This is a genomic window from Streptomyces sp. NPDC058375 (assembly GCF_042723425.1).
In the GTDB taxonomy this organism is placed as follows: Bacteria; Actinomycetota; Actinomycetes; order Streptomycetales; family Streptomycetaceae; genus Streptomyces; species Streptomyces durocortorensis.
Genome location: NZ_JBHXJG010000011.1, coordinates 37,750 through 55,179, shown reverse-complemented (window position 1 = coordinate 55,179; position 17,430 = coordinate 37,750). Strand labels below are relative to the sequence as shown.

13 protein-coding genes and 1 pseudogene are annotated in these 17,430 nt (G+C 72.5%); 8 read left to right on the top strand and 6 right to left on the bottom strand.

Going from position 1 to position 17,430, the window contains the following annotated elements; translation table 11 throughout:
- Window positions 1–126 precede the first annotated feature (126 nt).
- Complete coding sequence (locus ACFWM7_RS03915; protein WP_383254704.1) at window positions 127–1,962, top strand: glycoside hydrolase family 3 protein; 1,836 nt, start codon at window positions 127–129, stop codon at window positions 1,960–1,962.
- A 125-nt stretch (window positions 1,963–2,087) separates the two neighbouring features.
- Window positions 2,088–2,792 (top strand): hypothetical protein, encoded by a 705-nt coding sequence (locus ACFWM7_RS03910; RefSeq protein ID WP_383254701.1) that lies wholly within the window; start codon window positions 2,088–2,090, stop codon window positions 2,790–2,792.
- 49 nt (window positions 2,793–2,841) lie between these two features.
- On the opposite strand, the gene ACFWM7_RS03905 is transcribed toward ACFWM7_RS03910, so the two are convergent.
- The 3 genes from ACFWM7_RS03905 to ACFWM7_RS03895 form a co-directional block, all read right to left on the bottom strand.
- Window positions 2,842–4,326 (bottom strand): S28 family serine protease, encoded by a 1,485-nt coding sequence (locus ACFWM7_RS03905; RefSeq protein ID WP_383254697.1) that lies wholly within the window; start codon window positions 4,324–4,326, stop codon window positions 2,842–2,844.
- A gap of 116 nt (window positions 4,327–4,442) precedes the next feature.
- Entirely contained in the window at window positions 4,443–4,808 is a 366-nt protein-coding gene (locus ACFWM7_RS03900; protein WP_383254709.1) for a hypothetical protein, read from the bottom strand.
- 215 nt (window positions 4,809–5,023) lie between these two features.
- Window positions 5,024–8,755, bottom strand: coding sequence for an ABC transporter ATP-binding protein (locus tag ACFWM7_RS03895; protein ID WP_383254695.1), 3,732 nt, complete (start codon window positions 8,753–8,755; stop codon window positions 5,024–5,026).
- Window positions 8,756–8,940: 185 nt separating this feature from the next.
- Between ACFWM7_RS03895 and ACFWM7_RS03890 the strand changes: the two are divergent.
- The 3 genes and pseudogenes from ACFWM7_RS03890 (at window position 8,941) to ACFWM7_RS03880 (ending at window position 9,769) form a co-directional block, all read left to right on the top strand.
- A pseudogene (locus ACFWM7_RS03890) lies at window positions 8,941–9,326 on the top strand (type II toxin-antitoxin system RelE/ParE family toxin).
- Window positions 9,326–9,484: a hypothetical protein gene (locus ACFWM7_RS03885; RefSeq protein WP_383254692.1), complete on the top strand. Its 159-nt coding sequence runs from the start codon at window positions 9,326–9,328 to the stop codon at window positions 9,482–9,484. The pseudogene ACFWM7_RS03890 and the gene ACFWM7_RS03885 overlap by 1 nt, the downstream one beginning before the upstream one ends.
- Window positions 9,485–9,508: 24 nt before the next feature.
- A complete protein-coding gene (locus tag ACFWM7_RS03880; protein ID WP_383254690.1) occupies window positions 9,509–9,769 on the top strand; it encodes a helix-turn-helix domain-containing protein in 261 nt (86 codons plus the stop codon).
- 14 nt (window positions 9,770–9,783) lie between these two features.
- On the opposite strand, the gene ACFWM7_RS03875 is transcribed toward ACFWM7_RS03880, so the two are convergent.
- The 3 genes from ACFWM7_RS03875 to ACFWM7_RS03865 form a co-directional block, all read right to left on the bottom strand.
- The gene (locus tag ACFWM7_RS03875; RefSeq protein WP_383254688.1) at window positions 9,784–11,466 is read right to left on the bottom strand and encodes a thiamine pyrophosphate-binding protein; all 1,683 of its coding nucleotides are present in this window, start codon (window positions 11,464–11,466) and stop codon (window positions 9,784–9,786) included.
- Complete coding sequence (gene speB, locus ACFWM7_RS03870) at window positions 11,463–12,452, bottom strand: agmatinase (RefSeq protein ID WP_010062894.1); 990 nt, start codon at window positions 12,450–12,452, stop codon at window positions 11,463–11,465. The genes ACFWM7_RS03875 and speB overlap by 4 nt, the downstream gene beginning before the upstream one ends.
- A gap of 394 nt (window positions 12,453–12,846) precedes the next feature.
- The gene (locus ACFWM7_RS03865; protein WP_383254684.1) at window positions 12,847–14,340 is read right to left on the bottom strand and encodes a sodium:solute symporter; all 1,494 of its coding nucleotides are present in this window, start codon (window positions 14,338–14,340) and stop codon (window positions 12,847–12,849) included.
- A gap of 104 nt (window positions 14,341–14,444) precedes the next feature.
- Between ACFWM7_RS03865 and ACFWM7_RS03860 the strand changes: the two genes are divergently transcribed.
- The 3 genes from ACFWM7_RS03860 (at window position 14,445) to ACFWM7_RS03850 (ending at window position 17,288) form a co-directional block, all read left to right on the top strand.
- Entirely contained in the window at window positions 14,445–16,004 is a 1,560-nt protein-coding gene (locus tag ACFWM7_RS03860) for a PucR family transcriptional regulator (RefSeq protein ID WP_383254682.1), read from the top strand.
- A gap of 53 nt (window positions 16,005–16,057) precedes the next feature.
- A complete protein-coding gene (locus tag ACFWM7_RS03855; RefSeq protein ID WP_383254679.1) occupies window positions 16,058–16,909 on the top strand; it encodes a GNAT family N-acetyltransferase in 852 nt (283 codons plus the stop codon).
- An 85-nt stretch (window positions 16,910–16,994) separates the two neighbouring features.
- A complete protein-coding gene (locus tag ACFWM7_RS03850) occupies window positions 16,995–17,288 on the top strand; it encodes a hypothetical protein (protein ID WP_383254677.1) in 294 nt (97 codons plus the stop codon).
- Window positions 17,289–17,430: the final 142 nt, after the last annotated feature.

The window sequence follows — 17,430 nt, the reverse complement described above, 5'->3', positions numbered from 1 at the left end:
GGTCCGGCCCCCTCCGCCCGTTCGCGTACGGGTCGTGACGCGGGCGGCCCGGACTCTTGACCGGAAGTTACTTTCCCTATAAGCGTACTTCCTTGGAAGTTTCTTTCACCCCGGGAAGGAGCTCACGTGCCCCACCGCACCTCAAGACGCACCCTCCTCACCGCCACCGCCGCCGCCACGGCGGCCGCGGCGACCGGCGCCCTCGCCGCCGCCCCCTCCGTCGCATCCGCGCACTCCACGAACGCCTCCACCGACCGCCGGCTGCGGCAGATCATCGCCGGGATGAGCCTGGAGGAGAAGGTCGGCCAGCTCTTCGTGATGCGGGTCTACGGGCACTCCGCCACCGACCCCGACCAGGCCGACATCGACGCGAACCTCAAGGAGATCGGGGTCCGTACGGGCGCCGAGCTGATCTCCACGTACCACGTCGGCGGGATCATCTACTTCACCTGGGCACGCAACACCCGCGACCCGCACCAGATCGCCGACCTCTCCAACGGCCTCCAGCGCGCCGCGCTCGCCGGGCGTCCCCGGGTGCCGCTGCTCGTCTCCACCGACCAGGAGCACGGCATCGTCTGCCGGGTCGGCGAACCCGCCACGCTGCTGCCCGGCGCGATGGCGCTCGGCGCGGGCGGCTCGCGCTCCGACACCCGGCGGGCGGCCTGGATCGCGGGCGCGGAGCTGGCCGCGCTCGGCATCAACCAGAACTACGCGCCGGACGCCGACGTCAACGTCAACCCGGCCAACCCGGTCATCGGCGTACGGTCCTTCGGCTCGGACCCCGACGCGGTGGCCGACCTGGTCGCAGCGCAGGTGAAGGGCTATCAGGGCGCGGGGGTCGCGTCGACCGCCAAGCACTTCCCCGGCCACGGCGACACGAACACCGACAGCCACACCGGGCTGCCCGTCATCAACCACACCCGCGAACAGTGGGAGGAGCTGGACGCCCCGCCGTTCCGCGCCGCGATCCGGGCCCGTATCGACTCGATCATGACCGCGCACATCGTGGTCCCCGCCCTCGACCCGTCCGAGGACCCGGCCACGCTCTCCCGGCCGATCCTCACCGGCATCCTCCGCGAGGAGCTGGGCTACGACGGAGTGGTGGTCACCGACTCGCTCGGCATGGAGGGGGTGCGCACGAAGTACGGCGACGACCGGGTGCCGGTCCTCGCACTGCTGGCGGGCGTGGACCAGCTGCTGAACCCGCCGAGTCTCTCCGTGGCCTGGAACGCGGTGCTGGAGGCGGTCCGGGGCGGCGAGATCAGCGAGGCACGGGTCGATGAATCGATCCTGCGGATCCTGCGGCTGAAGAGCGGTCTCGGCCTGTTCCGGGATCCGTTCGTCGGTCACCGCGACGTCGAGCGTACGGTCGGCAGCCGCGCCCACCGGGCCGCCGCCGACCGGATCGCCGAGCGCACGACGACCCTGCTCGCCGACCCGGGCGCGCTGCTGCCGCTCTCCCGGCGCACCCATCGCAACCTGCTGGTGGTGGGGGCCGATCCGGCATCGCCCTCCGGGACGACGGGCCCGCCGACCGGCACCCTGGCCCATGCCTTCGGCGAACTGGGCTTCACCGCACGGGCGTTGTCCACCGGTACAGCCCCGAACCAGGCGAAGATCGACGAGGCGGTCGCCGCCGCCGCGGGCAAGGACGCGGTGGTCGTGGCGACGTACAACGTCACGGCGAGCAGCTCGCAGCGCACTCTGGTGACCGCGCTCGTGGCGACCGGCGTCCCCGTCGTCACCGTCGCGATCCGCAACCCGTACGACATCGCCCACCTCACCGGGGCCGGTGTCGCGGCGAGCCTCGCCGCGTACTCCTGGACCGATGTCGAACTGCGCGCCGCCGCCCGGGTGATCGCGGGCCGCGCCGAACCGGAGGGCACCCTGCCGGTCCCGGTGCAGCGCGCGGACGATCCGACGCAGGTGCTGTACCCGGTGGGCCACGGACTGTCGTACTAGCCCTACGGCGACCGGGCGGCCCGCCATCCGGCCGCCGACGCAAAGCACCCCCGCACCTGGCGTGGCCCCCGCTCCGGCGGGCCGCGCCGGGTGTACGTCTTTACTGACGTATTGGGGGGTTTCTCATGGATGAGCACATGTCCTCGGGGGCCCGGAGCCGGCGGCCCACCCCGTTACCGGCCCGGCCCCCGGCCGGGGTGCCGGTCCGCGTCGCCGTACCGGCCCGGGTCGCCGTCCTGGCCGTGGCCGCCGCCGCGGCCGCGCTCCTGCTGACGGCCTGCTCGGCCCCGGGCGGCGGAACGGTCAGCGACGACCGGGGGCCCGTCCCCGCCCAGCCCGGCCCGTCACCGTACGGGGTGGTGTTCCTCGGGCCCGGGGACTGCAGCTCGCGGGGCCCCGTGATCCGGGAGGTGTTCTGCCGCAGCGAGAAGGCCGCGGCCACCGTCCTCGCCCGGCACCTCGGCACCCCGTCGTCGGGGCCGCCCTGCCCTGACCCCACCGACTTCGTCCTGCACGTCTCCGAGACGGGCGCCGGGGCCCGTTCCCGGCTCACCACCGGTTACGCCTGCATGCGGAACCTTGAGCCCCCGCACCCGGGCGACCCAGGGCAGGGCGGCGGCCCGCTGACCGTCGTCGGCGACTGCGTCACGGCCTCCCGCGCGGGCGAGGTCACGGAGACCGCCTGCGCGGACGCGGGCGGCCGCGCCCCGCGCTACCGGGTGGAGTCGGCGGTGCAGCGGCGGGACCGGTGCCCGGGCGACACAGACCTGTTCGTCTCCCTGCGCGGGGACAAGCCGGTGGGCTGCGCCCGCCGGGCCACCGGATGGTGACGGTGACCGACGGGCACAGCCGACGGGAGCGACCGGCCGAAGGGAGCGGCTACGGGCGCAGCGTCGCCTCGCCGCGCTCGATCTCGCCGTTGCGCTGGTCCAGCTTCGTGTCGAACTTCGCCAGCGGCTTCGCCTTCGCCGGGTCGTCCTGGACGGCCGCCGGGGCGACGCCCGCCCAGCGCAGGATGTCGGCGGTGGCCTTCGCCTTCTGGGCCTCGGGGAGACCGGAGACCTTCGAGCCGTGGTTGCCGCCGGGGACGGTGTGGACCGCGCTGTCCTTCGCGCCGCGGCCGAGGCGGAACGGCTCCGCGCTCCACGGGTCGTTCTGGCCGTTGACGTACATCATCTGCCGGGCGTTGTGCTTGACCCAGCGGTCGATGTCCCGCATCGCGCCCCGGTCGAACTTCATCGGGATGGAGCGGGGCACGAAGTTGCGCGGCGGCTGGTAGCCGTAGCGGCTCAGGTTGCCGAGCCAGGGCTGCTTGATGTCCGGCGACCCGAGCTGCGTACCCGCCTGGTAGTAGTACGGGGTGTACGTCTCCAGGCCCTGGTCGACGTAGGCGGAGAAGCCGGAGATGGCGTCGACGGAGTTCCAGATGTCATCGTCCGTGGCCTTCTTCGCGTCGGCCGGAATGTCCACGCAGTCGGCGAGCAGGCTGTACTGCCAGAAGGCCCACCCGTAGTCCATGACCGTGGCCTCGTAGGCGCGGTCCATGGAGCCGATGGTGTTGAAGGTCCAGCCGTTGGCGGCGGCCTGTTCCTTGTACTTCTTCTGGAGCGGGGCCCGGCGGATCAGCGCCTCGCGCTGCACCCCGGCGAGCTTGTCGCGGCACTCCTTGGTGCCGACCTTGCGGAAGAACCGGTCGTACGCCGAGTCCTCGTCGTTGTTCACGTCGTTGGGCGCGACGTAGGCGACGACGCCGTCCATGTCCTTCGGGTAGAAGCGCTCGAAGTACGTGGCGGTCATGCCGCCCTTGGACCCGCCGGTGGCCAGCCACTTCTTGTCGTAGATCTTCTTCAGCGCCGTGAACACCCGGTGCTGGTCGCTGGCGGCCTGCCAGATGTCCAGCTTGGACCAGTCGGCCGGGGCCGGGCGGGACGGGGTGAAGTAGCGGTACTCCAGGGAGACCTGGTTGCCGTCGATGATCTGCGTCGGTTCGCTGCGGCTGGGGTTGGTGGAGACGTTGTAGCCGCTGGTGAAGAAGACCGTCGGGCGGCTCACGTCCTTGTGCAGCAGGGTCAGGCGCTGCTGGAACGTGCCCTTCGACGGGCGCCGGTGGTCGACCGGCTGGGTGTAGTCGAGGACGAAGTAGCGGTAGCCGGCGTACGGCTTCTCCTCGATCAGGCTCATGCCCGGGATCGCCAGGATGCGGTCCTTGATGTCCTCGGTGCTCGCTTCGCTGCCGAGGGCGGCTCCGCTGCTCCGCTTCGCGGCCGGTTCCGCGGCGGTGGCCGCACCGGCCGAGGCCCCCGTGGCTCCGACCGTGCCTATGAGCACGGCGAGCGAGAGAACCCCTGTGAGTGACTTGCGCATGCACGCTCCCCTTGATTCACAACAGTCGCCGTGAACTTATCGGGGCAACACACGCCACGCCAGACCCGGTTGTCCGTGTGAGTGGTCAATGTCGGCAAACGGGGCCGACGGAGGTGTCAGCAGAGGATCCAGCCGGTGGAGACGGATTTCCTGCCGATCGCGCCGCCGGCCCGGACGCAGCGGTTCAGCGCGTTGACCGTGACCGGGCCCGCCATCTTCGTGTACGAGCCCTTGTCGGAGACCGCACGACCGCCGCGCGCCTGGAGCGTGACGCTCATCGTCCGCCGTTTGCCGGGCTTCTTGGCGACGGTCACCGCGCAGACGTGGGCGCGGCTCTTGTAGACGCGCAGCTCTCCCGTGGAGAACCCGACCGTCTTCGCGGGCCGGCCGGAGCAGCCGGAGGCGGCCTGCGCGGTGCCGGGGACGGCGAGGAGGGGGACGAGTCCGGCCAGCAGGGGCAGGACGAGGAGGCCGACCAGCAGCAGCCGTCGCCGGCGCCGCACCGGTTTCACCGCTCCGGCCGGTCCCGCGGCCCCGTCCGGACCCACCGGCCCCACAGTCCTGTCGAACACGTTCGCCCCCACCTGACATCTGTACGCCCATGCGTCCCTGGCTACGACGCAGCAGACCCGCGAGAGGTTGCACGGCACGGGTGTCCGGCCCCGGCGGGCTCGGTGGGCCGCCCCGGGTGCCCCGATCAGGCCGCCGCCGGCTCGTCCTCCCCTATGCCCTCGCCGATGAAGGTGCGCCACAGCCGGGCGTACTGCCCGTCCAGGGCGAGCAGCTCGTCGTGCGTGCCGTCCTCGGCGACGCGTCCGTGGTCCATCACCACGACCCGGTCGGCGCGGGCGGCCGTCGTCAGCCGGTGGGCGACCACCAGCGTGGTCCGGCGGCCGGTGAGCCGGTCGGTGGCCTGGTTGACCAGGGCCTCGGTGGCGAGGTCGAGGGCGGCGGTCGCCTCGTCGAGGAGCAGGACGTCCGGGTCGACCAGCTCGGCGCGGGCCAGGGCGATGAGCTGGCGCTGTCCGGCGGAGAGGTTACGGCCGCGCTCGGCGACCTCGTGGAGGTAGCCGTCCTCCAGCGTGGCGATCATCTCGTGCGCGCCGACCGCGCGGGCCGCGGCCTCCACCTGGGCGTCGGTGGCGTCGGGCAGCCCGTAGGCGATGGCGTCGCGGACCGTACCGGCGAAGAGGTACGCCTCCTGCGGGACGACGCCGAGACGGTGCCGGTAGGCGGTCATGTCGAGCCGGCGCAGGTCGGTGCCGTCGGCGGTGACCCGGCCGCCCGTGGGGTCGTAGAACCGGGCGACCAGCTTGACCAGGGTCGACTTGCCCGCCCCCGTCTCCCCGACGAAGGCGACGGTCTGCCCGGCCGGGATGTGCAGGTCGATCCCGGTGAGGGCCTCCTCCTCGTCCCCGTAGGCGAAAGAGACGTCCTCGAACGCGATCTCGCCGCGCAGCGAGAGCACGTCGAGCGGCTCGTCCGGGTCGGCGGTCGAGGTGGGCTCGCGCAGCAGCTCCTGGATGCGGCCGAGGGAGACGGTGGCCTGCTGGTAGCCGTCGAAGACCTGGGAGAGCTGCTGGACGGGGGCGAAGAACAGGTCGATGTAGAGGAGGTAGGCGACCAGGGCGCCGACGGTCAGCGTGCCGTTGTCGATACGGCCCGCGCCCACGATCATCACCGCGGCGGCGGCGACCGAGGCCAGCAGCTGGACGAAGGGGAAGTAGACGGAGATCAGCCACTGGCCGCGTACCCGGGCCTGGCGGTAGCTGCCGCTGCGCTCGGCGAAGCGGGCGGCTCCGTCGCGCTCGCGGCCGAAGGCCTGGACGATACGGAGACCGGCGACGGACTCCTGGAGGTCGGCGTTGACGCCGCTGATGCGGGTCCGGGCCAGTTCGTACGCCTTGACGCTGCTGCGCCGGAAGAAGACGGTGCCGATGATCAGGACGGGCAGGGTGGCGAAGACGACCAGGGCGAGCTGGATGTCCAGGACGAGCAGCGCCACCATGATCCCGAAGAAGGTGACCACGGAGACGAACGCGGTGACGAGCCCGGTCTGCAGGAACGTGGAGAGCGCGTCCACGTCCGTCGTCATCCGGGTCATGATCCGGCCGGTCAGCTCGCGCTCGTAGTAGTCGAGGCCGAGGCGCTGGAGCTGGGCGAAGATCTTCAGGCGGAGCGAGTAGAGGATCCGTTCGCCGGTCCGGCCGGTCATTCGGATCTCGCCGGTCTGTGCCACCCACTGCACGAGCACGACGACCAGCGCGATCGCGGAGGCCGCCCACACCGCGCCGATCGAGATCTGGCTCACGCCCTCGTCGATGCCGTGCCGGATCAGGACCGGCAGCAGCAGCCCCATGCCGGCGTCGACGGCGACGAGCCCGAGGCTGATGAGCAGGGCCGCGCCGAAGCCGCGCAGCAGCCGGCGCAGCCCGTACGAATCCTCCGGGCGCACGGCGGCGGCCTCGTCGACCTCGGGGGTGTCCGTGGCGGGCGGCAGCGCCTCGACCTGGGCGAGCAGTTCGGGGGTGGCGGGCATGCCGGCGACGGTGGTGTCCCGCTCCTCCTCCTTGCGGATCCACAGCTCGGGGGTGATGCCGCGTTCCGCGTCGGACTCGGCGTCCAGCTCCTCCTGGAGGGCACGGTCGTCCTCGGGGCCGGCCTCGGCGCGCGGCGGCCGGTGGCCGGGCGAGGTGGCGCCCAGCTCGTCGGGGTCGGTGAGGAGGCGGCGGTAGAGGGCGGAGGTGCGCTCCAGCTCCTCGTGGGTGCCGATCGCGGCGAGCTTCCCGCCGTCGAGGACGGCGATGCGGTCGGCGAGCTGGAGGGTGGAGCGGCGGTGGGCGATGAGGAGGGTGGTCCGCCCCGCCATCACCTGCTTGAGCGCCTCGTGGATCTCGTGCTCGACGCGGGCGTCCACGGCGGAGGTGGCGTCGTCGAGGAGGAGGAGCCGGGGGTCGGTGAGGATGGCGCGGGCGAGGGCGACGCGCTGGCGCTGGCCGCCGGAGAGGGTGAGCCCGTGCTCGCCGACGGTGGTGTCGTACCCGTTCGGCAGGTCGGAGATGAACCCGTGGGCCTGGGCGGCGCGGGCGGCCGTCTCGATCTGCTCCTGGGTGGCGTCGGGAAGGCCGTAGGCGATGTTGGCGCGGACAGTGTCGGAGAAGAGGAAGCTGTCCTCGGGGACGAGCCCGATGGCGGCGCGCAGGGAGGACTGGGTCAGCTCGCGGACGTCGTGGCCGCCGATGAGGACGGCCCCGTGGGAGACGTCGTAGAAGCGGGGCAGCAGGAGCGAGACGGTGGACTTGCCGCTGCCGGAGGCGCCGACGACGGCGACGGTCTCGCCGGGTTCGACGGTGAGCGAGAAGCCGTCGAGGACGGGCCGCTCCTCGTCGTAGCCGAACGTGACGTCGTCGAACTCGATCCCCGCCGGGGCGTCGGCGGGCAGCTCCTTGGTCCCGTCCGTCATGGAGGGCTCGGTGTCGATCAGCTCCAGGACGCGTTCCACACCGGCCCGGGCCTGCTGGCCGACGGTGAGGACCATGGCGAGCATCCGGACCGGGCCGACGAGCTGGGCGAGGTAGGTGGAGAAGGCGACGAACGTGCCGAGCGTGATCTCGCCCCGGGTGGCCAGCCAGCCGCCGAGGGCGAGCATGGCGACCTGGCCGAGGGCGGGCACGGCCTGGAGCGCGGGGGTGTAGCGGGAGTTCAGCCGGATGGTGCGCAGCCGCCCGGCGAACAGCCGTCGCCCGACCTCGCGGAGCTTGCCGGTCTCCTGGTCCTCCTGGCCGAACCCCTTGACGACCCGGACCCCGGAGACGGCCCCGTCGACGACTCCGGCGACGGCGGCGGCCTGGCTCTGGGCGTACCAGGTGGCGGGGAAGAGGCGGGTGCGGGAGCGGCGGGCGATGAACCAGAGGGCGGGGGCGACGGCGAGGGCGACGAGGGTGAGCGGGACGGAGAGCCACGCCATGATCACCAGGGAGATGAGGAAGAGCAGCACGTTCCCGATCGTCATCGGGAGCATGAACAGCAAGCCCTGGATCAGCTGGAGGTCGCTGGTGGCCCGGCCGACGACCTGCCCGGTGGACAGTTCGTCCTGGCGCTTCCCGTCGAGCCGGGTGATCGTCGCGTACATGTCCGTACGCAGGTCGTGCTGGACGTCCAGGGCGAGCCGGCCGCCGTAGTAGCGGCGGATGTAGGTGGCGATGTAGACGAGGACGGCCGCGCCGATGAGCAGCCCGGTCCAGACGGCGAGGGAGCGGGTGTGGTCGGTGACCACGTCGTCGATGATCACCTTGGTGATGAGCGGCACGAGAGCCATGACGGCCATGCCGGCGAGCGACGAGCCGAGGGCGAGTACGACGTTGCGCCGGTACCGCCACGCGTACCCGGTCAGCCGCCGGCCCCACCCCTGTTGCTCTGCGCCCGTCACGCGTCGCCTCCTGCTTCCCAGCTCTCCGACCTGATCTTCCGGAAGGCACCAACACGGTGGGGAGCGGATTTCATCCCTCCGCAACAAAAGGGGGCCGTGGCAACCGTCCGGGCGGGACCACTCTTCCGGATGACTGCGCGAAGAAGGCGGCCGCCATACGCTGAAGCGTCTATACGTTCCGATATATAAATACGCCCTATGTGATCGAGATCGAACCGAGGTTCGGCTGTGGCTGATGAATCTGCCGTACCACGACTTCCTTGTGGTCGAGCACGTCGCCGAGCTGGTGCGGGAGCGCCCGACGACGCTCGGGGAGCCGTACTCCCGGCACCTCGGCGACGGCGTCCGCGAGCTGCGGTTCAGCCTCGGCCGCCGGGGTGCGACCCGGATTCCCTACTGGCTCGCGCCGGATCGCCGGATCGTTCTGCTTACCGTCTTCCGCAAGACCCGACAGCGGGAGACGGCCGAGGTCGCCCGCGCCAAGCGCGCCAAGGTGCTCTGCGAGACCCAGCACCCACCGGCTCATGATGTGTACACGCGCACAGCCGACGAGGGGAAGGAGAAGCGGTAATGGCCAGCCACGCACGCTGGAAGCTCGCCCGCGACGGGAAGGCCGCCCAGGGGATCGCCGAGGACCCCGAGGTGGAGCGGCGGCGCGAGGAGATCTCTCTCGCGTTTGACCTCGGACAGGCCGTGTACGACCGCCGGGTCGCCCTCGGCCTCTCATAGACCGAGCTGGCCCGGCGCGCCGGTATGACGCAGCCGCAGGTCTCCAAGCTGGAGCTCGGCGGCACGGTTCCCACGGTGCCTCTGCTGGCTCGGCTGGCCCGTGCCATGGAAGCGATGTTCCGGATGGAGCTGTTCGGGAGCAGCATCCGCGTGACGTTCAACGATCTCGACGGGAACACGCCGGAGAAGGCCGGCGCGGCGCCGCCCTCCACGGAGCACGGGTCCACCACCGAAGCGGAGGCGGACACGGGCACGGGCACGGAGAGGGCGGCGGCCACGGGCTGATGGGTCTGACCCGCCTACAGGTGCGTCGGCTCGAACATCCGCAGCAGCGCCGGGAGCACCACGACCGAAGGCCCCGGGGCCGCCAGGGCCTTCGACAGGTCGGCGGCCAGCGACTCCGGGCTGGTCCGGACGGCGGGCACGCCGAAGGACTCGGCGAGGGCGACGAAGTCCGGGCGGGACAGCTCGGTGCCGGTGGTCTCGCCGAAGGTTCCCGTCATGTACTCGCGCAGGATGCCGTAGCCCCCGTCGTCGACGATCAGCCAGGTCAGCGGCAGGTCGTACTGGCGCGCGGTGGCCAGCTCCGCGATGGAGTACATCGCACCGCCGTCGCCGGAGACCGCGAGCACGGGCTTCGTCGGGTCGGCGGCAGCGGCCCCGATGGCCGCCGGGAAGCCGTAGCCGAGGCCGCCCGCTCCCTGGGCGGAGTGCATGGTGTTGGGAAGCCGGGCGTCGAACGCGGACCAGGCCCAGTACGCCAGGATCGTCATGTCCCAGAAGCTGGGCGCGGCGTCGGGCAGCGCCTCGCGGACGGCGGCCAGGACCTGCTGTTCCAGGGTGAGTTCCTGGGCCTCGATCCGGACCCGTACCTTCTCCAGCACCGTACGTACGCGCTCGGCGGCGTCCGGGTCCTCGCGGCGCTCGACGGCCTCCAGGAGGTCGGACAGCGCCTCGCGGGCGTCGGAGTGGATGCCGAGGGCGGGGTGGTTGGACTCCAGCTTCCCGGCGTCCGCCTCGATCTGGATGACCCGGCCGCGCGGGCGGAAGGTGTGGTAGTTCGAGGAGAGTTCCCCGAGGCCGGAGCCGACGACGAGCAGGACGTCCGCGTCCTCCAGGAAGTCGGTGGTGTGCCGGTCCTCCAGCCAGGAGCGCAGCGAGAGCGGGTGCTCCCAGGGGAACGCGCCCTTGCCGCCGAAGGTGGTGACGACGGGGGCGTCGAGCTTCTCGGCCAGCGCGCGCAGCTTGCCTGAGGCGTCGGAGCGTACGACTCCACCGCCCGCGATGATCACGGGGCGCTCGGCGTTCGACAGCAGGTGCGCGGCGGCGATCGTCAGCTCGGGGCGCGGGTAGAGCTCGCGCGGGGTGGCGTCCATGGCGCTGACGGCGGGGAGAGTCGTCTCGGCGAGCAGCACGTCCTGCGGGATCTCCACCCAGACCGGCCCGTGCGGGGCGGTCAGCGCGGACTCCCAGGCGGCGGCGATCGCGGACGGGATCTGCGAGGCCGCGCGCACGGTGTGCACGGACTTCACGATGTCCCGGACGGAGGCCTGCTGGTCACGCAGCTCGTGGAGGTAGCCGTGCCGTCCGCCGCCGAGCCCGGCCGTGGGGATCTGGCTGGAGATGGCGAGGACGGGCGCGGAGGCGGCGGCGGCCTCCTGGAGCGCGGCGAGCGAGGTGAGCGCGCCGGGCCCGGTGGAGAGGAGGAGCGGCGCGACCTCGCCGGTGATCCGGCCGTACGCGTCGGCGGCGAACCCGGCGTTGTTCTCGACGCGGAGTCCGACGTACCGGAGGGAGGAGCGGCGCAGCGCGTCGAACATGCCGAGCGCGTGCTGACCGGGCAGCCCGAACACGGTGGTCGCGCCGAGGCCCTGGAGGGACTCGACGACGAGGTCACCGCCGTTGCGGCCGGCCGGCGGGTCCAGTGCGGCGGCGGCCTGGGCGGCGGTGAGCTGCGGCCGGTCGTCGTGGTCGTGGCTCACTTGGCGTCCTCGGCTTCCTTTGCTTCCTTCTCCGCCGCGATCTGCCGGGACATGATCGTCGTCAGCTCGTACGCGGCGTGGGAGGCGGCCACGGAGGTGATCTCGGCGTGGTCGTACGCGGGGGCGACCTCGACCAGGTCGGCGGAGACCAGGTGGCAGGAGGAGAGCCCGCGCAGGATCTCCAGCAGCTCGCGGGAGGTGAGGCCGCCGGCCTCGGGGGTGCCGGTGCCGGGGGCGTGCGCCGGGTCCAGGACGTCGATGTCGATGGAGATGTACAGCGGCCGGTCGCCGATGCGCTGACGCAGCTGGTCGGCGATCTCGTCGACGCCGCGCCGCATGACGTCGGCGGAGGTGACGATGCCGAAGCCCATCTTCTCGTCGTCGGTCAGGTCCTGCTTGCCGTAGAGCGGGCCCCGGGTGCCGACGTGGGAGAGGGCGGAGGTGTCGAGGATGCCCTCCTCGACGGCCCGGCGGAACGGGGTGCCGTGGGTGTACTCGGCGCCGAAGTACGTGTCCCAGGTGTCCAGGTGTGCGTCGAAGTGGAGCAGGGCGACGGGCCCGTGCTTCTTGGCGACGGAGCGCAGAAGGGGCAGGGCGATGGTGTGGTCGCCGCCGAGGGTCATCAGGCGTGCGCCGGTGCCCAGGAGGTCGTCGGCCGCGCCCTCGATGGTCTCGACGGCCTCGTTGATGTTGAACGGGTTCGCCGCGATGTCGCCGGCGTCGGCGACCTGGGCGAGGGCGAACGGGGAGGCGTCCTGGGCCGGGTTGTACGGGCGCAGCAGCCGGGAGGCCTCACGGATGGCGTTGCCGCCGAAGCGGGCGCCGGGCCGGTAGGAGACCCCGGTGTCGAAGGGCACGCCGACCACGGCGACGTCGGTACGCCCGACCTCGTCGAGCCGGGGCAGCCGGGCGAACGTCGCGGGCCCGGCGTACCGGGGGACGCGGGAGGAGTCGATGGGGCCGCGCGGCGCGTCGGTGCTGCTCATGGGGGTGTGCCTTTCCTTCGGTTTCGTACGGGTCAAGTGTGCGGGGTGCGGTGAGGTGCCGGGGTCGTCCGGCGGCCGCTTCGCCCTCAATCGCCGGGCGGGCTGATGTGCTCGGCCCCTCGGCCACTTCCAGCCAGTCCGGCCACATCAAGCCCGTCCGGCGATTGAGGACATCTTTGGGCCTGGCCAAACTCAGCCCGTCCGGCGATTGAGGACATCGGTGGGCTCGGCCGGATCCCGCGCAAGGGTTCCGTCCTCAAACGCCGGACGGGCTGGGGTGGCCCGGCGCGAGGCCTCCGTCCTCAAACGCCGGACGGGCTGGGGTGGCCCGGCGCGAGGCCTCCGTGCTCAGACGGCGGACCGGCTGGGGTGGCCCGGCGCGAGGCCTCCGTGCTCAGACGGCGGACCGGCTGGGGTGGCCCGGCGCGAGGGCCTCGTCCTCGGGCGCCGGACCGTCGGGGCGGCCCGCCAGGCGTTCGCGCCACGCGGCCAGCACAGCCGCATCCGTAGGCGGCGTAGCCAGCGACACGACCACGTACACGGCCAACGACGCCAGCAGCCCGTAGTAGATCGGCTGGTTGGCGAGGATCCCGTAGTACGCCATCAGCCCGATTACCGCGGCACCCCCCACGCACACCGCCGACAGCGCCCCCGCCGCCGTCCCGCGCCGCCACAGCAGTCCGCCGAGGATCGGCACGAGCAGCCCGCCGACCAGCAGGTTGTAGGCGACGGTCAGCGCCTCCACCACGTCGTTCAGCGCGATGGCGATGAGGATGACCGCGATGCCCATGATCAGGATGAACGCCCGGTTCCCCTTCACCTCGTCGTGCGGCTCGTCCCCGCCCCCGCCCCGGACCACGGCCCCACGCAGCCGGGACCAGATGTCGTTGTTGGCGACCGTGGCGCAGGCGATCAGCGCGCCGGAGGACGTCGACATCACGGCGGCCAGCGCGGCGGCGAGCACCAGGCCGCGCACGCCGACCGGCAGTTCGTCCTTGACGATCGTCGCGAAGGCCGCGTCCGCGCTCGCCAGGTTCGGGTACATCACCTTGGCGGCGGTGCCGATGACGGCCCCGGCGATGGCGTAGACGAGACAGTACGTACCGGCGACCGTCCCGCCCCACCGCGCCGTCGTGTCGCTGCGCGCGGTGAACACGCGCTGCCAGATGTCCTGCCCGATCAGCATGCCGAAGGTGTAGATCAGGACGTACGTGAAGATCGTCTCGCCGCCGATGCCGAGCGGATCGAAGTATTCGGTCGGCAGCTGCGCCTTCATCTCGCTGAAGCCGCCCGCCTTGACGACGGCGATCGGCAGCAGGAGCAGCAGCACCCCGATGGTCTTGACGACGAACTGGACCATGTCGGTGAGGGTGATCGACCACATGCCGCCGAGCGTCGAGTACGCGACGACGATCGCGCCGCCGAGGACGATCGCGACGGTCCGGTTCACGTCGAAGAGGACGTCGAAGATGGTGGCGTACGCGATGGTGGAGGTGACCGCGAGCATCAGGGTGTACGCCCACATCACGACGCCGGAGATGATCCCGGCCCGTCCGCCGTAGCGCAGGTCGAGCATCTCGGAGACGGTGTAGACCTTCAGCCGGGCGATCCGCGCGGAGAAGAAGACGGAGAGCGCGAGGAGCCCGAGGCCGATGGTGAAGACCATCCACGCGCCGGAGAGGCCGTACTGGTAGCCGAGCCCGACGCCGCCGATGGTGGACGCGCCGCCGAGGACGATCGCGGCCATGGTGCCGGAGTACATGCCCGGCCCGAGGCGGCGGCCCGCGACCAGGAACTCGCTCTTGGACTTGGCGCGGCGCATGCCCCACCAGCCCATGGCGAGCATGCCGGCCAGGTAGACGACGATCACGGCGTAGTCGACAGCCATGGGCTTCCCTCCGTCTCGCGCAAACAGATGTACGTGCGAGGAAGACGGTAGGTGGCCGAAAGCCGACGCTGAAGTGTACGTTTCCTCCACTCTCGCCGAGCTGAATGGATGAACCGTCCATGCCGATCCCTCCCGCAGGCACCACACCCCCACCACCCCCGTCCTCGCCTCCCGGCCCGCCGACCCCGCCCATCCCCCTGACGGAGCTGCTGGCGAGCAAGGACCTGGGCCTGCGCCGGATCGCGGGCCCGGCCGAGGCCGAGCTGCTCTGGGTGCACACCTCGGAGATGGCGGACCCGTATCCGTACCTGCTCGGCGGCGAGCTGCTGCTGAGCGCCGGGGTGCTGCTGACGGACCCGGACCACTACGTCGGCCGGCTGGTGAAGGCGGGGGCGGCGGCGCTGGGCTTCGGGGTGCGGCCGGTCCACGAGACGGTGCCGGCCGCGCTGATCGAGGCCTGCGAGCGGTACGGGCTGCCGCTGCTGGAGGTGCCGCCGGCGACCCCGTTCACCACGATCGCGCGGGCGGTGTGGCGGCTGATGGCCGAGGCGCGCCACCGCGAGCTGCGCCGGGTGACCCGCGCCCAGCAGGCACTGGCGACGGCGGCGGCCCGCCCCGACCCCGTACCGGCGGTGCTCCACCAGCTCGCGGCACAGCTCGGCGGCCGGGCGGTCCTGCTGACGGCGCGCGGCGAGGAGGTCCACGCGGCGGGCCGCCGCCTGCCCCCGGAGGCGGCGGGAGCCCTGACCCGCCTGGCCCGCGTAGTGGCCCGCGAACGCCCCGGCTCCCCCGCGTCGGCGACGGACACCCACGGCGACACGCACCTGTCGGCGTACGCGCTGGGCGGCGGCGACGGCCTGGTCCTGGCACTGGCCACCGGGCGGCGGGAGTCCGGCGACCACACGGTGGCGGGCATCGCGGTGGTCCTGCTGTCGCTGCTGGCCGCCCCGCACCAGGGCGCGGACGCGGCGGGCCGCTCCGCGGCCCTGGTCCGCATGCTCCTGGGCGCCTCCCCCGCCGAGGTCGCCCCGCTCCTCGGCTCCACCGGCCCCTGGACGGTGATCCACGCCCGCCGCACGGACGGCGCCCCGGCGGACGCCCTGACGGCCGGGGCCCTGGGCGCGTCGCTGGGCACGGCCCTGGTCGACGCGGGTCGCGGGGGCGGCGAGGCGGTACGGGTGCTGCTGCCGGGCGGCCCCGGAACGGAGCCCGCCGAGCCCGGCACGGATTCACGTAGCGCCACCGGCCGCGAACCGGCCCGGCTCACCCCCCAGCCCGGCTGGACGCTCGGCGCGTCCGCCCCCACCCCGGTCACCGGCCTCGACGCCGCCGACTCCCTGGCCGCCCGCGCCCTGGCCCACGCGCAGGCGACCCGCGCCCCGCTGACGGTGGACGCCCCGGTGAGCGGCCTCGCCGCCCTGGTCCCGCCCGAACAGGCGGCCGCCCACGCCCGCGCCCTCCTCGCCCCGCTCACCGCGCCGCTGGCCGACACCTTGCGCTGCTGGCTCTCCCTGCACGGCAGTTGGGACCGTACGGCGGTGGCCCTCGGCGTCCACCGCAACACCGTCCGCCAACGCATCGGGCGGTGCGGGGAGGTGCTGGACGCGGACCTGGACGACATGGACGTACGGGCGGAGTTGTGGTTCGCGCTGCGGCAGGGGTGAACCGCGGAAAAACCGTTCACGGCCCCCAGGTTCGGCACGCTAGCCTCGCGTCCATGCCCCCCGTCACACGGCACACCCTCTCACCCGCCGGGACCGCCCGGGCGCTGCGCGCGCTCAGCGCGTGGACACCGGCCGACGCCCCGGCCGGGGGTCTGCACCCCGGGGACGTGGGCTGGCTGCTGCGCCACGCGGACGCGACGGTCCACCTCTGGGTCGACGCGCGGGGCGACGGGCGGCCCGACCACCGGCTCGACCCCCGGTACGACGCCGCGGCACCCGTCGCGGTGGGCTTCCTCGACGGCCCCGTACTGCGGGTGACCGCCGCACCCGACGCCGATCTCGGGGCGCTCGCGGCGGACGCCGAGGAGCTGCTCGTGCCGGGCAACGACTGGTCCGACGGCCTGCCCGTACCGGGATGGGAACCCGACCGGGAGGAGACCTGGCTCGTCCTGTCCTGGACCCCGGAGCCGGTGACGACCCGTGCCGAGCGGGTCGACGAACCCGGCGCGGCCGACCGGGTGCTGGTGCACCGGTCGGCGTTCTCCGGTTCCACGTTCGCCCTGAAGCACTGGGAGACGATGCGGGCGTCCCCGGCGGGCCACCTGGCCGTGGAGACGCTCGTCCGCACACCCGCCGGAGACCCGGCGTCCGCGGCGACCGGCTGGTTCGCGGGCGCGGGCAGATGCGGACTGCTCGAACCGGTCGGCACCCACCAGGACCACCGCGGCCACGGCTACGGCCGCGACGCCGTCCTGGGCGCCTGCGCGGCCCTCGCCGACCGGGGCGCGAGCGCGGTGGCCGTCCTGACGCCGGCGAGCAACGAGGCGGCCGTGGCCCTCTACAAATCGGCCGGATTCACCGTCGTACGCGAGAACCACGACTGGACCCGCGCCCGCCGGGCGTGAACCCCGCCGAGCGTCGCTTCTCGGCCACCCTGGTGTGCACCCCACGGCCGCCTCTCGGTATGTTGCAGTGGCAAAGGGGGATCGGATGGCACGGGATTACGACAGTCAACTGCTGGAATCGGTGGGGGTACGCCGACGCAGGATGCGCGATGCCCTGCTCTTCGGTGCGGGGCGCGCACGGCGCAGCGCCGACGAGCGGCTCGGGAAGGTATTCGCGGGTATCGCCATCACCGCTGTGCTCTGCGCCGGTTGCGTCGGCTGGTCCTTCCTCCAGCACACGCTGGAGAAGCAGAAGGCCGAGCAGGAGAAGCAGCAACAGCGTCAGGCACAGCAGTACGAACCACCGGCACATTCTTCCGGCGCGGAGAAGGGGCCCTGATCAACTCCGGCCGGGAAACGATCCGGTGGCCGAAAATTCACCGGCAGGCGTTGCAGGCGATATTCCGCCGGGATCAGGAATGCGCCAACCGCACGACACACTTGGCCCCAGTGGCCCGAAATTCTGGAATATCACGATGATA

Bases quoted from the DNA above. Each gene is read 5' to 3' on its own strand.
- ACFWM7_RS03910 (WP_383254701.1), top strand. From the start codon at position 2,088: ATGGATGAGCACATGTCCTCGGGGGCCCGGAGCCGGCGGCCCACCCCG.
- ACFWM7_RS03905 (WP_383254697.1), bottom strand. From the start codon at position 4,326: ATGCGCAAGTCACTCACAGGGGTTCTCTCGCTCGCCGTGCTCATAGGC.
- ACFWM7_RS03885 (WP_383254692.1), top strand. From the start codon at position 9,326: ATGGCCAGCCACGCACGCTGGAAGCTCGCCCGCGACGGGAAGGCCGCC.
- ACFWM7_RS03880 (WP_383254690.1), top strand. From the start codon at position 9,509: ATGACGCAGCCGCAGGTCTCCAAGCTGGAGCTCGGCGGCACGGTTCCC.
- speB (WP_010062894.1), bottom strand. From the start codon at position 12,452: ATGAGCAGCACCGACGCGCCGCGCGGCCCCATCGACTCCTCCCGCGTC.
- ACFWM7_RS03865 (WP_383254684.1), bottom strand. From the start codon at position 14,340: ATGGCTGTCGACTACGCCGTGATCGTCGTCTACCTGGCCGGCATGCTC.
- ACFWM7_RS03860 (WP_383254682.1), top strand. From the start codon at position 14,445: ATGGATGAACCGTCCATGCCGATCCCTCCCGCAGGCACCACACCCCCA.
- ACFWM7_RS03855 (WP_383254679.1), top strand. From the start codon at position 16,058: ATGCCCCCCGTCACACGGCACACCCTCTCACCCGCCGGGACCGCCCGG.
- ACFWM7_RS03850 (WP_383254677.1), top strand. From the start codon at position 16,995: ATGGCACGGGATTACGACAGTCAACTGCTGGAATCGGTGGGGGTACGC.